The 12,092-nt window shown below is 68.7% G+C and carries 13 protein-coding genes; 6 read left to right on the forward strand and 7 right to left on the reverse strand.

The genetic code is table 11. From position 1 onward, the window contains the following. Nucleotides 1–457, forward strand: a 457-nt coding sequence (locus G3O00_RS33805) for a LysE family transporter (RefSeq protein WP_206145590.1), incomplete at its 5' end; no start/stop codon positions are given. A 10-nt stretch (nucleotides 458–467) separates the two neighbouring features. Here G3O00_RS33805 and G3O00_RS33810 read toward each other — a convergent pair. Further along, entirely contained in the window at nucleotides 468–1,313 is an 846-nt protein-coding gene (locus G3O00_RS33810) for an AraC family transcriptional regulator (RefSeq protein ID WP_206145591.1), read from the reverse strand. A 277-nt stretch (nucleotides 1,314–1,590) separates the two neighbouring features. Between G3O00_RS33810 and G3O00_RS33815 the strand changes: the two genes are divergently transcribed. Then, complete coding sequence (locus tag G3O00_RS33815) at nucleotides 1,591–2,385, forward strand: SDR family NAD(P)-dependent oxidoreductase (RefSeq protein ID WP_011355335.1); 795 nt, start codon at nucleotides 1,591–1,593, stop codon at nucleotides 2,383–2,385. Nucleotides 2,386–2,413: 28 nt separating this feature from the next. On the opposite strand, the gene G3O00_RS33820 is transcribed toward G3O00_RS33815, so the two are convergent. From G3O00_RS33820 to G3O00_RS33845, 6 genes are all read right to left on the reverse strand, one after another. Continuing rightward, nucleotides 2,414–2,788: a hypothetical protein gene (locus G3O00_RS33820; protein WP_174932508.1), complete on the reverse strand. Its 375-nt coding sequence runs from the start codon at nucleotides 2,786–2,788 to the stop codon at nucleotides 2,414–2,416. Between the two features lie 211 nt (nucleotides 2,789–2,999). After that, complete coding sequence (locus tag G3O00_RS33825; protein WP_206145592.1) at nucleotides 3,000–4,070, reverse strand: AI-2E family transporter; 1,071 nt, start codon at nucleotides 4,068–4,070, stop codon at nucleotides 3,000–3,002. A gap of 126 nt (nucleotides 4,071–4,196) precedes the next feature. Next, on the reverse strand, nucleotides 4,197–5,306 hold the full coding sequence (locus G3O00_RS33830; protein ID WP_011355338.1) for an NADH:flavin oxidoreductase/NADH oxidase: 1,110 nt from the start codon (nucleotides 5,304–5,306) through the stop codon (nucleotides 4,197–4,199). Between the two features lie 141 nt (nucleotides 5,307–5,447). Then, nucleotides 5,448–6,134 (reverse strand): type 1 glutamine amidotransferase domain-containing protein, encoded by a 687-nt coding sequence (locus G3O00_RS33835; protein WP_206145593.1) that lies wholly within the window; start codon nucleotides 6,132–6,134, stop codon nucleotides 5,448–5,450. A gap of 469 nt (nucleotides 6,135–6,603) precedes the next feature. Beyond that, a complete protein-coding gene (locus G3O00_RS33840; RefSeq protein WP_041493590.1) occupies nucleotides 6,604–7,353 on the reverse strand; it encodes an SDR family oxidoreductase in 750 nt (249 codons plus the stop codon). A gap of 151 nt (nucleotides 7,354–7,504) precedes the next feature. Then, nucleotides 7,505–8,422, reverse strand: a complete 918-nt coding sequence (locus G3O00_RS33845; protein WP_206145594.1) for a LysR family transcriptional regulator — start codon at nucleotides 8,420–8,422, stop codon at nucleotides 7,505–7,507. 230 nt (nucleotides 8,423–8,652) lie between these two features. Between G3O00_RS33845 and G3O00_RS33850 the strand changes: the two genes are divergently transcribed. The 4 genes from G3O00_RS33850 to G3O00_RS33865 all read left to right on the forward strand — a co-directional run. Next, nucleotides 8,653–10,137, forward strand: a complete 1,485-nt coding sequence (locus G3O00_RS33850) for a PLP-dependent aminotransferase family protein (RefSeq protein WP_206145595.1) — start codon at nucleotides 8,653–8,655, stop codon at nucleotides 10,135–10,137. 94 nt (nucleotides 10,138–10,231) lie between these two features. Continuing rightward, nucleotides 10,232–10,669, forward strand: a complete 438-nt coding sequence (locus G3O00_RS33855; RefSeq protein WP_006479143.1) for a carboxymuconolactone decarboxylase family protein — start codon at nucleotides 10,232–10,234, stop codon at nucleotides 10,667–10,669. Between the two features lie 10 nt (nucleotides 10,670–10,679). Beyond that, nucleotides 10,680–11,105 carry a cupin domain-containing protein gene (locus G3O00_RS33860; RefSeq protein ID WP_011355344.1) on the forward strand — a complete coding sequence of 142 codons (426 nt, stop codon included), beginning with the start codon at nucleotides 10,680–10,682 and terminating at the stop codon, nucleotides 11,103–11,105. Between the two features lie 258 nt (nucleotides 11,106–11,363). After that, a partial coding sequence (locus G3O00_RS33865; RefSeq protein ID WP_241025461.1) for a TetR/AcrR family transcriptional regulator occupies nucleotides 11,364–12,092 on the forward strand: 729 nt, incomplete at its 3' end.

A 12,092-nucleotide genomic window follows, 5' to 3' on the forward strand; every position in this document is an offset into this window, starting at 1 on the left:
GACGCTCGGCTTCGTCGCGCTGTTCCTGCTGATCGGCCTCGGGCTGCACGCGGCGCTCGCGCGCTGGCCGGTGCTGACGACCGCCACGCAGTGGTCGGGGATCGCGTTCCTGCTGTATATGGCGCTGCGGCTCGCGCTCGATGACGGCAGGCTGTCGGCCGACCCGGACGTGGCCGGCCCGTCGGCGGCGGCCGGCGCAGCGATGCAGTGGCTGAATCCGAAGGCGTGGCTCGCGTGCGTGGCCGCGATGGGCGCGTATGCGACCGATGGCGACCGCACGCAGGTCTGGCAGTTTGCCGCGCTGTATCTGGTGATCTGTTTCGCGTCGATCGCGTGCTGGTCGTATGCGGGCGCATCGCTGCGGCACCGGCTGGCGAACGCGCGGCACATGCGCGTGTTCAACCGGCTGATGGCGCTGCTGCTCGCGGGCAGCGCACTCTTCCTGCTCGACGTGTAGCGCTTGCCGTTCAGCTCGTCGCGCTGCGGTACTGGCCGGGCGTCGCGGCGGCGATTCGCCGGAACGCGCGCTGGAAATGCGCCTGGTCGGCAAAGCCCGCGTCCAGCGCGACGTCCGCGATCGGCCGGCCGCGGCGCAGCTCCGTGCGGCCGTACTGCACGCGGCGATCGATCAGGAATGCATGCGGCGTCATCCCGTAGCGGGCATTGAACGCGCGGATCAGGTACGACGGCGACAGATCGGCCGCCGCGCAGATCGCATCGAGCGTCACGCCCTCGCGGCAATGCGCGGCGATGTAGTCGGCCGCGCGCGCGAGCCGGGCGTTGTCGTCCCCGGCGCGCGGGCCGGGCAGTTCGCGATCGAGCGCGCCGTGCAGCGCCGTGAAGAACTCGACTGCCGCGCTCTCCTTGCCGAGCGGATCGATGCCGGGCGTGACGAGCGTGCGGTAGAAGCCGCCAAATTGCGCGAACAGGTCGTGGCGCTCCGTCAACTTCGGCGAAAAGCCTTGAAAATCGCTGTTCGGATCGCGGCCCAGCGAATGCTGCAGCCGCGCGAGCCACGGCACGTCGACATAGACCATCCGGTACGCCCATGCATCCGGGCCGTACGGATTGCACGCATGCACCTGTTCCGGATCGATGATCACGAGCACGCCGCGCCCGACGTGCTCGTTCGTCGCGCCGTTCACGTAGGTGCTCGTGCCGCCGACGATCGCGCCCACCGAGAACGTGTCGTGCGTGTGCTTCGCGTAGCAGATCTCGCGGCCGTCGTCGACAGTGCGCGCCTCGATGAACGGCAGCGCGGCATCACGCCAGAACGGCGACGGTACGACGGATCGGTTGGCGGTACGGCTCACGCGGCGGGCTCCCGGTTCGGACGGCGAACGCTCACCGTACAAGACTGTGCGGCGCCGCGCAACCGGATCGGTGGATCGGTGGGTCGGTGGATCGGTGGATCGGTGGATCGGTGGGTCGGTGGGTCGGTGGATTGGTGGATTGGTGGATTGGTGGATCGGCGAACCGCTGGGCCGGTCCGCGGCTTCGACGCCGGATCGCGCCGTTTCGCCTAAGCTTTGAATTCCGTCCGCCGCGGCACCCGCGGCGGATCCCGTTCACTCCTCTCCCGTCACGCACATGCATATCGATCTGAAAGGCAAGACCGCGGTCGTCACCGCCTCCACCGCCGGCATCGGGCTCGCGATCGCCGAAGGGCTCGCGCGCGCCGGCGCGCGTGTCGTCGTCAACGGCCGCAGCGACGCATCCGTGCAGTCCGCGCTCGCGCACCTGCGCGCCGCCGTCCCGGGCGCGGGCTTCGATGGCATCGCCGCCGACCTGTCCGATGCCGCCGGCGTCGCACGCATCACGCAGCACACGCCCGCGGCCGACATCCTCGTCAACAACGCGGGCATCTACGGCCTGAAGGCGTTCTTCGACATCGACGATGCCGAGTGGGACCACTATTTCCAGACCAACGTGATGTCCGGCGTGCGCCTCGCGCGGCATTACCTGAAGGGGATGATCGAACGCAATGCCGGTCGCATCGTGTTCATTTCGTCGGAATCCGGCCTGAACATCCCGGTCGACATGATCCATTACGGATTCACCAAAACCGCGCAGCTGTCGATCGCCCGCGGCCTCGCGAAGCTCGCGGCCGGCACGAACGTGACGGTCAACTCGGTGCTGCCGGGGCCGACGATGTCGGACGGCGTGCGGGCGCTGCTGAAGGAAACGGCCGACGAAACCGGCCGCAGCGTCGAAGACGTGGCCGTGGATTTCGTGCGCAACCACCGCTCGAGCTCGATCATCCAGCGGCCCGCGACGCCCGAGGAAGTCGCGAACCTGGTCGTCTACGTGTGCTCGCCGCTCGCTTCGGCGACGACGGGCGCTGCATTGCGGGTAGATGGCGGCGTGGTCGACACGATCGCGTGACGGCTGGCGGGGCACGGCCGCCGCCGCACTAGCGCGACGCGGCCTTGCCCGGCTGGAGCGTGCCCTTGCGGTCGGCGTTCATGCAGGAATCGAAGCCGCGTTGCGTGACGACGCCGGCCTTGTCGAACACGACGAAATATTCGCGGTGATCGTTGCCGTGCTCGATGAAGTAGTTGTAGCAGACGCCGCTGCCGTTGCGGACCATCCATACGCTGCGCGGATTGCCGCCGGCGCGAACGACATCGGCGCGCGTCGCGCCATGCCGCGATGCGGCCCTCGCGAGCGGCGTGCGCGAATACGAAAACGGCAGCCACGAGTCGAACCACGCGCAACCGTGCAACATCAGGCAGCCGGCGGCCAGGGACAGCGTCGCTGCGGGACGGGACATCGTAATCAATCGCATGCTTGGTGAAATCTGCTGCGCCATGCCGGCGTGATCGAAAGCGCCATGCTACTAGACCTTTGGGTCCGGATCGAAAAGAAATGTAGAGATCTTTATCCGAATCCTTGCATTGCATGCCTCGGCACAAACCGGATCGTCGCCCGTCGCGGCGGCCGATGCACGCTTGCACGCGCATCCGTACCGCCGCGTCATGCCGCCTCAGCCGGCATCGTCACGCAATCCATTCCGCCCACAGCATCGTCAGCACCGTCATCAGCGCGGGGCCGACGAACAGCCCGATCAGGCCGAACGTCTCGGCGCCGCCGAGGATGCCGAACAGCACGAGCAGGAACGGCAGCCGCGCGGAACTGCCGATCAGCACCGGCCGCACGAAGTGCTCGGCGACGAACACGACGACGAACCCGAGCACGGCCACCACGATGGCCCACATGGTCGCGCCCTGCACGAACAGCCAGAGCGCCGCACCGCAGAACACCACGGGCGCGCAGAACGGCAGCATCGCGGCGATCGCCGTGACGAGGCCGAGCAGCGCCGCATGCGGGACGCCGGCCAGCGCATACGCGATGCCGAGCAGCGCGCCCTCGCCCAGCCCGACCACGACCAGCCCCGTCACCGTGCCGAACACGGCCGCGACCATCCGCTCGATCAGCTCCGCGCCGCTGCGCCCGAACGCGCGCCGCGCGCCCTGAAGCAGCGCCCCCGACAGCTTGTGGCCGGCCCGCAGGATCACGAACAGCGTGACGAGCATGAAGCCGAATTCGAGCAGCGCATGCGCGAGCTTCGTACCGAACTGCCGGCCGAACGCGAGGAATTTCTCGCTATTGACGCCGTGCATCGCACTGGCCGCATGCAGCGGATGGCCGAGGTTGGCCTGCCACCATTCGGTGATCTGCGCCGCGCCGTAAGGCAGCCGGCCGACCACGTCCGGCACCGGGATGCCGTTGTCCTGGACCGTGCGCAGCCACTCGCGCAGGTCATGCGCCTGCCCGATCGCCTGGGTTGCCGCGATGGCCACCGGCAGCACCACCAGCAACGAGATCGCCGCCGTGATGACGACCGCGATGAGCGTCGGGCGGTTGCGGAACAGCCGGTGCGATTCGAAGCGCTTGAGCATCGGCCACATCGCGATGGCGATCACGCAGGCCCAGGCAATGGCGGGAATGAAATCGCGGATCACCCACAGCGCGATCACCAGCAGCGCCGCATACAGCACGGCGCGGGAGACCTGCTGCGTGCGCGGCCGCGCGGCAGGATCGGGAGACGACGGGACATGTACGCCCATGGCACCTCTGTCGAAATGAAAAAATGGCGGTTCGTGCAGGCAACCGGCCTGCGCGAACCGCCATTCTATCCATCGGCGCCGGATCGGCGGCGCATGTCACGCGCGCCGCCCCGGCACCCCGCCCGCTCAGGCCACCTTGTCGGCGGTCCGGTAGCGCTCGAGCCAGTGCGCGTACGGTGCGGGCAGCGTCCACGACGGACGCTCGACGCCGAGCTGCTTGGCCGCGTAGTACGGCCAGTGCGGGTCGGCCAGATGCGCGCGGCCGACCATCACGAGATCGAGCTGCTCTTCCGCCACCACGCGGTTCGCCAGTTGCGGCGTGTCGATCCCCCACGCGGACGACACCGGCAGCCCGGCCTCGCGGCGCACGCGCTCGGCGATCGGCGCGAGGAACGCCGGGCCCCACGGAATCTGCGCGTCGGGCGTCGAGAAGCCGACCGACACGCTCAGCATGTCGAGCCCTTCCTGCTTCAGCCGCTGCGTGAGCGCGATCGATTCGGCGAGCGTCTCTTCGTCGCGGCCGTCGTACTCGATCACGCCGAAGCGCGCGGTCAGCGGCAGATGCTCCGGCCACACCTTGCGGACGGCCGCCAGCGTTTCGACGAGGAAGCGGCCACGGTTTTCGGCCGAGCCGCCGTATTCGTCGTCACGCTGGTTCGCATGCACCGAGAAGAAGCTCTGGCCGAGGTAGCCGTGCGCGAAGTGCAGTTCGAGCCATTCGAAACCCAGGTCGCGCGCGCGCTTCGCCGACGCAACGAAATCGGCCTGCACGCGTGCGATGTCGTCGCGCGTCATCGCACGCGGCGTCTTCGGCAGATGCGCGCCGAACGGCACGGCCGACGGGGCGATGGTTTGCCAGCCGCGCGGATCGCCGTCGGCGATATGGTCGTCGCCTTCCCACGGGCGGTTCGCGCTCGCCTTGCGGCCCGCGTGCGCGATCTGGATGCCGGGCACCGCGCCGGCTGCCTTGATCGCCGCGACCGACGGTGCGAATGCTTCGGCCTGCGCATCGTTCCACAGCCCTGCGCAGCCCGGCGTGATGCGCCCTTCCGGCGACACGGCCGTCGCTTCGGCGATCACGAGGCCCGCGCCGCCACGCGCGATGCCGGCCAGATGCACGTGATGCCAATCGTTGACGACGCCGTCCTCGGCGACGTACTGGCACATCGGCGGCACCGCGATGCGGTTACGCAGCGTGACATCCTTGAGTTTGAACGGTTCGAACAGGGCAGACATCCACGGCTCCTTTGCTTGGTTCTGCAAAACGACTGGAAACGCGTCGTGCGGTGCGCACGACGGTACGATTCGGGCCGTCGCCGGGCGGCCTGCGCCCGGCGACGGATACGGGATGGCGCCGGCCGGGCCGGCGCCATCGGCTCAACGGCGGCCGAGCTGCGCGAGCAGCGCCTCGGCGGCGGGCTCCGACGACGCGGGGTTCTGCCCCGTGATCAGCAGCCCGTCGGTGACGACATGCGGCGCCCAGTCGGCGCTGCGCTCGAATTGCGCGCCGTTGGTCTTCAGCATGTCCTCGACGAGGAACGGCACGACTTCCGTCAGTTCGACGGCCGCTTCCTCGCTGTTGGTGAAGCCCGTCGCGCGCTTGCCGCGCACGACCGATTCGCCGGTCTGCGGGTTCTTCACGTGACGCAGCACGCCCGGTGCATGGCACACGGCCGCGACCGGCTTGCCGGCCGCCAGCGCGCGCTCGATCAGGCCGATCGAATGCAGATCCTCGGCCAGATCCCACAGCGGGCCATGGCCGCCCGGGTAGAACACGGCGTCGTAGTCGTCCACGGACACGTCGGCCAGCTTGCGCGTCGACGCGAGTTCGGCCTTGGCCACCGGATCGGCGTCGAAGCGGCGCGTCGCGTCGGTCTGGGCGGTCGGATCACTGCTTTTCGGATCGAGCGGCGGCTGGCCGCCCTTCGGCGACGCGAGCGTCAGTTCGACGCCCGCATCCTTGAACGTGTAGTACGGCGCGGCCAGTTCCTCGAGCCAGAAGCCGGTCTTCTTGCCGGTGTCGCCGAGCGTGTCGTGCGAGGTCAGGACAACCAGAATCTTCATGATTGGACACTCCTTCGAAAATGGATGAGGGGAACGGGGCCGCACCGCCGGACAATCCGCCCGGTCGGCGCGGCACGCCTGTCGGTTAGTCAGCTGTGACGCGTCAACGTGCGACCCGCGTATCCGAATGCGACATGCGCCTATTAGACCAGTCGTCTAGAACTATTCGAAATAAAACGACGGCGTCTCGCTGCACCCTCAGCATCGCAGCGCGGAATGGCATTTGAATGGCACTACGCGTCTTTGATGCATGCGCCGCGGACGTCGTCGCATTCATGGGAACGGATGATAGCCCCGGATTAGACCAGTCGTCTAGTAACCCCTGCCCTTGTCATGGCTTTTTCGGAGGAGCGCGAACTACCAGCGTCTGCAGTCGCTCAGCGCTGGCGGCGCGGCAAAGCGGATCGCGGGAACCGCCCGCCCGGCATTGCGCCGGGCGGTTGCGGCCCCCGCCGGTGTGACGACCGGGTCAGAGCAACCCCATCCCGCCCGACGCGATGATCTCCGCGCCGACGATGAACGCGGATTCCGGCGCACTAAGGTGCAGCACCGTCGACGCGATTTCATCCGGCGTGCCGAACCGGCCGACCGGCACGAGGCCCTTGATCTTCTCGGCCGTTTCGTCGAGCGTCGCCGCGTCGAACCCGAGCTTGCCGTACAGCGGCGTCTGCACGGGCCCGGGGCTCACGACGTTCACGCGCACGCCATGCGGCAGCAATTCCGCCGACAGCGTCTTCGCGAACGAATTGACGGCCGCCTTGCTCGCCGCGTATACCGACGAGCCCGGCATCCCGATGTGCGCGTTGATCGAGCCGTTGATCACGATCGACGCGCCGCGGTTCAGCAGCGGCACCAGCGATTGAATCTGGAAATACGCGCCCTTCACGTTGGTGTTGAACACGAGATCCCACATCGCCTCGTCGCTGTCGGCGAACGGCGCGAGCTTCGCGACGCCCGCGTTGATGAACACGGCGTCGAGCCGTGCCCCCGCCGACGCGATCGCATCGGCCAGTGCGCGGGCCGACGCGACGCTGCCGGCCTCGTTGCGGATCGCCAGTGCGCCTGCACCGAGCGTTTGCCGCGCGGCTTCGAGCGTCTGCGCATCGCGCCCGGTGATGATGACGCGGGCGCCTTCTGCCGCGAATGCCTTGGCGGCCGCCAGGCCGATGCCGCTGTTACCGCCCGTGACGAGGACCGTCTTTCCTTCGAAGCGTTGCATGATGTTCTCCTGTGAACCGGTGAGTTGACCGTGAACACAGAATGCGCGCGGCGACCGGCCCTGCCGTACGACGGGCGCGACGAACATGTTCGAAATCGTCGAACGTGTTCGGGAAGGCGAGTTTGATTGCCCTGTTCTTTCCGGCACCGGGTCAGCCGGCCACGTCGATGCCGTCGAGCAGGCGCTGCGCGAGCCGCGGCTCGCGCAATTGCTCGAGCCACCATTGCAGCGCGCGGCCATCCCGGTCGCCGTGCCACGCGACATAGAGCCGGTTCGGCTCGCGCGGATCGGCTGTCTCTCTTTCCACGAGTTCGCCGCGCGCGAGCAGCGACGCCACGCGCCGGCGCGGCACCCAGCCAACGCCGAGCCCGTCGCGCTGCGCAAGGATCTTCGCGCGCATCGACGGCACCGCAAGCACGGCCTGCCCGCCGAGCAGGCCATACGCACGGCCGGCCACGCGCCGCGACGAATCGGCGACGACCACCGCCCGGTGCGTGCCGATCGCATCCCGCGTCAGCGCGCCGCTCACGGCGGCCAGCGGATGGCGCGGCGACACCGCGAACACCCACTCCATCGCGCCCAGCTCGAACCATTTGAAGCCGGGAATCGCGGGCGGCTCGTTGGTCGCGCCGACCACCAGGTCCGCGCGGCCGTCGCGCAGTGCCTCCCAGGTTCCGCCGAGCACTTCGTGCGTGAAACGCAACGACACGCCCGAGTCGAGCGCATCGAACGCGCGGACCACCGGCAGCAGCGTGTCGAACTCCAGCACCTCGTCGCTGACGATCCACAATCGGTCTTCCCAGCCGCTCGCGACCTGCCGCACGCGTTGCGTCAGCCGCGCGACGTCCAGCGCCAGCCGCGCCGCCTCGTCGGTCAGCAACTGGCCGGCCGGCGTGAGCTGCAACCGGTAGCCGCGCCGGTCGAACAGCAGCGCGTCGAAGCGCGTTTCGAGCTGGCGCGCCGCGTGCGACACCGTCGACGGCGCCTTGCCGAGCCGCGCGGCCGCGCGCGACAGGCTGCCGGTGGCGCGAATCGCGTCGAGCAGCGCAAGTTCGTCTTCGGACAGCATGGGCACGCTCCGGTGTGGGGTTGTCGTGGATCGTAAGGCAGTGGCTGGCGAAGGTCCAATCGGCGGATACGGGCAGCGGATGCCTGTGACGGGGCTACCGGCCAGTTCGGTACGGCTCGCCGATTCCCTGCGTCCTGGCGACCGGTAAAGGCGTCCTGCCAAGCCACGCCGCGATCGACTTCCGGTATGCTGATCGGCGCAAAATCAAGGCAATCGAGGTAACCACTGCCATGGACATCGCGATCCGCATCGAAGGCCGTCACGACCTGACGGGCCAGATCTTCCGGCAACTGCGCACCGCGATCGTCGACGGGCGGCTCGCCGGCGGCGCGCGGCTGCCATCGACGCGCGACCTCGCGAAACAGCTCGGCGTCTCGCGCAAGACGACGCTCGACGCGTTCGAGCGCCTCGTCGCCGAGGGCTACCTGAATACGCGCGCGGGCGACGGCACGTTCGTCGCCGACGGCCTCGCGCGCGTGCCGCACGCCGCGGCCATGTCGGCGCCGTCGATCGTCGAAGACACGCCGCGCGTCGACGCGGTCGATGCGCGCGCGCTGTGGGACGAGCTGCCCGACGCGCTCGCGATGCCCGCGCCGCAGGATTCGCCCGGCTTCGACTTCCGCGGCGGCGTGACCGACAAGGCGCTGTTCCCGTTCGACGCGTGGCGGCGCTGCCTGCATCACGCGCTGCGCCAGCAGATGCGCGGCCCCGCCCAGTACCACGACCCGGCCGGCGATCCGCAGTTGCGCGGCGCAATCGCGCGCTATGTCGCGTTCAGCCGTGCGGTCGCGTGCGGCTGGGACGACGTGCTCGTCACGCAAGGCGCGCAACAGGCGCTCGACCTGATCGCCCGCGTCGTCGTGCGGCCCGGCGATGTGGTCGTAGTCGAGGATCCCGGCTACCCGCCCGCGCGCGCCGCGTTCGCGTCGCTCGGCGCGACGGTGATCGGCGTGCCGGTCGACGCGCATGGGCTGGTGACGGAACGGCTGCCCGACGACGCGCGCCTCGTCTACGTGACGCCGTCGCATCAGTTCCCCCTCGGGATGCCGATGACGCTGGACCGGCGCGTCGCGCTGCTCGAATGGGCGCAGCGCCGCCGCGCGGTGATCATCGAGGACGACTACGACGGCGAGTTCCGCTTCGAAGGCCGGCCGGTGGAATCGCTGAAGAGCCTCGACCGCACGGGCCTCGTCGCGTATGTCGGCACGTTCTCGAAGACGATCTTTCCGGAACTGCGGATCGGCTATGCGATTCCGCCGCGCGCGCTGCGCGGCGCACTGGCCAAGGCGAAGCAGATCGTCGACTGGCACACCTGCACGCTGACGCAGGCGGCGCTCGCACGCTTCATGCTCGAAGGCGATTTCGCACGGCACCTGAAGCGCGTGCAGAAGCACTACGATGCGCGCCGCAAGATGCTGCTCGCGCATCTGCGCGGCGAACTCGCACCGTGGTTCGATGCGATCGTGCCGACCGCCGGCATCCACCTCGCCGCCTACCTGAAGCCGGGGCTCGACGAGGCGGCGCTGGTCCGCGCGGCCCGCGCGCAGGACATCGGCCTGTACGGCATCTCGGCGTTTCACGTCGGCGTGCCGGTCCGTCCGGGGCTGCTGTTCGGCTATGGCGGGATCGACGCGCTGCGCATCGACACGGCGCTCGCGACGCTGGCCGGCCTGCTGGGTTCCGACACCGTTGGCGGCTCGACACTGGTTACCTGAATTTTCCGGAAATTGGCCATTCAAGCAGACCAGCATGAGTCTTAAAGTGGGTCCTGTCGCGCCACCGTGCGCCCCAACCGAAAAAGGACCTGCCATGCAACCGCGCCTGAACTTCTACGCCGCCAGCCCGAATGCGATCAAGGTGATGCGCAACGCCGAGGAATTCCTTGCGAAGAGCTCGATCGAGAAGCCGCTCGCCGAACTCGTCCGGCTGCGCGCGTCGCAGATCAACGGCTGCGCGTTCTGCGTCGACATGCACACGACCGATGCGCGCAAGGGGGGCGAAACCGACCGCCGCCTGGCCACCGTCGTCACGTGGCGCGAAACGCCGTTCTTCACCGAGCGCGAACGCGCAGCCCTGGAATGGACCGAGGCGCTGACGCTGGTCGCCAGCAACCACGTGCCCGACGCCGTCTGGGAAGCCGTGAAACCGCACTTCACCGACGAAGAGCTGTTCGACCTGTCGATGCTGATCGCGACGATCAACTCGTGGAACCGCTTCGCGATCGCGTTCCGCAAGATGCCCGAGTAAGGAGACGACGATGACTCACGCTACGCTCCTCCGTCGCGCCGCCCTGTGCGCGTGGCTCGCGGCGGGCGCCGCACTGCTGCCGGTCGCTGCCCGCGCACATGACACCGGCGACAACGTGCACACGATCATGCAGCAGGCCGTGCCCGAAGCACCCGGCAAGCTCGCCGTCGTCGCGACCGTCGACTACGCGCCCGGCCAGGCTTCCGAAGCCCACCGGCACCTCGGCTCGGTGTTTGCGGTCGTGTCGAAAGGCGAAGTGCTGTCGCAGGTAAATGGCGGCCCGCTGCACCGCTACCGCGCCGGCGAAGGCTGGTACGAAGCGCCCGGCTCGCGCCACCAGGTGTCGCGCAACGCGAGCGCGACCGAGCCCGCACAGCTCGTCGTGTTCGGGCTGACCGGCGAACACGTGCCGCTGACGTCGCCGATCGATCAGTAACCGCTTTTCAGGGCGCGTGCGATTGCCCAGGCACGCGCCCTCGCTTCGCGACCGGCTTCCATGCTGTCGCCGCGCTTGTCTCTCCCGCAGCTTCTCCATTAGCCGCTCCCTACATTCCATCGCCGGCTTGCTGCGTCACGCCGCGTCACGTCACCTCCTCGCCCGACCGCGTCCCCATTCGACGCCCGACTGATCGCGATCAATTCGGACGCAAACCCTTCCTTGAAATTAACTAACTCATCAATTAGCGTCGATTGCATGAACGCGAAATCCACCGTCGCCAGGCCGCGCGGGCGCCGCCCGTCGGTCGACGATTTCGACCTGCGCGACCACATGCTCGACGTCGCGACGCAGTTGTTCGCCGAGCGCGGGATCGCCGCGACGACCGTCGCGCAGATCGCCGCGGCCGCCGGCGTCACGTCGGCGATGGTCCATTACTACTTCACGAATCGCGAGCAGCTGCTCGACGCGATCGTCGAGGAACGGCTCGCGCAGGTCATCGCGTTCGTGTGGCGGCCGACCGAACCGCAGATCGAAAACGACCCGTTCGCGCTCGTCGCCGAGCTCGTCGACCGCTTCTTCGACGTCACGCACCGCATGCCGTGGCTGCCGTCGATCTGGCTGCGCGAAATCGTCCACGAAGGCGGGTTGCTGCGCGAGCGGATGGTCCGGCGCATTCCGCTCGAACATGTCGGGCGCTTTGCCGAACGCATCCGCGGCGCGCAGCAGGCCGGCACGCTGAATCCCGCGCTCGAGCCCGCGTTCCTGTTCCATTCGATCGTCGCGCTGGTGATGCTGCCGCTCGCGACCGCGAAACTGTGGCAGAGCGCGCGCGGCCTGCCGCCGATCGACCGCGACGTGCTGCACCGCCATGTCCGCGCGCTGCTCGGTTCGGGCATGCAGCCGCCGGCCGCCGCGCCCCGCAGATCGGGAGAGCACCAGCCCGAACTCACGTCCCCTCCTCTCACCTCGTATCGCGTCTTCTCC

The organism is Burkholderia sp. Ac-20384 (assembly GCF_017104605.1).
GTDB classification, from domain to species: Bacteria; Pseudomonadota; Gammaproteobacteria; order Burkholderiales; family Burkholderiaceae; genus Burkholderia; species Burkholderia lata.

Coding starts and splice junctions, on each gene's coding strand:
- G3O00_RS33835 (WP_206145593.1), bottom strand. CDS start 6,134: ATGAAGATTCTGGTTGTCCTGACCTCGCACGACACGCTCGGCGACACC.
- G3O00_RS33840 (WP_041493590.1), bottom strand. CDS start 7,353: ATGCAACGCTTCGAAGGAAAGACGGTCCTCGTCACGGGCGGTAACAGC.
- G3O00_RS33855 (WP_006479143.1), top strand. CDS start 10,232: ATGCAACCGCGCCTGAACTTCTACGCCGCCAGCCCGAATGCGATCAAG.
- G3O00_RS33815 (WP_011355335.1), top strand. CDS start 1,591: ATGCATATCGATCTGAAAGGCAAGACCGCGGTCGTCACCGCCTCCACC.
- G3O00_RS33850 (WP_206145595.1), top strand. CDS start 8,653: ATGGACATCGCGATCCGCATCGAAGGCCGTCACGACCTGACGGGCCAG.
- G3O00_RS33860 (WP_011355344.1), top strand. CDS start 10,680: ATGACTCACGCTACGCTCCTCCGTCGCGCCGCCCTGTGCGCGTGGCTC.
- G3O00_RS33830 (WP_011355338.1), bottom strand. CDS start 5,306: ATGTCTGCCCTGTTCGAACCGTTCAAACTCAAGGATGTCACGCTGCGT.
- G3O00_RS33845 (WP_206145594.1), bottom strand. CDS start 8,422: ATGCTGTCCGAAGACGAACTTGCGCTGCTCGACGCGATTCGCGCCACC.
- G3O00_RS33820 (WP_174932508.1), bottom strand. CDS start 2,788: ATGCGATTGATTACGATGTCCCGTCCCGCAGCGACGCTGTCCCTGGCC.
- G3O00_RS33825 (WP_206145592.1), bottom strand. CDS start 4,070: ATGGGCGTACATGTCCCGTCGTCTCCCGATCCTGCCGCGCGGCCGCGC.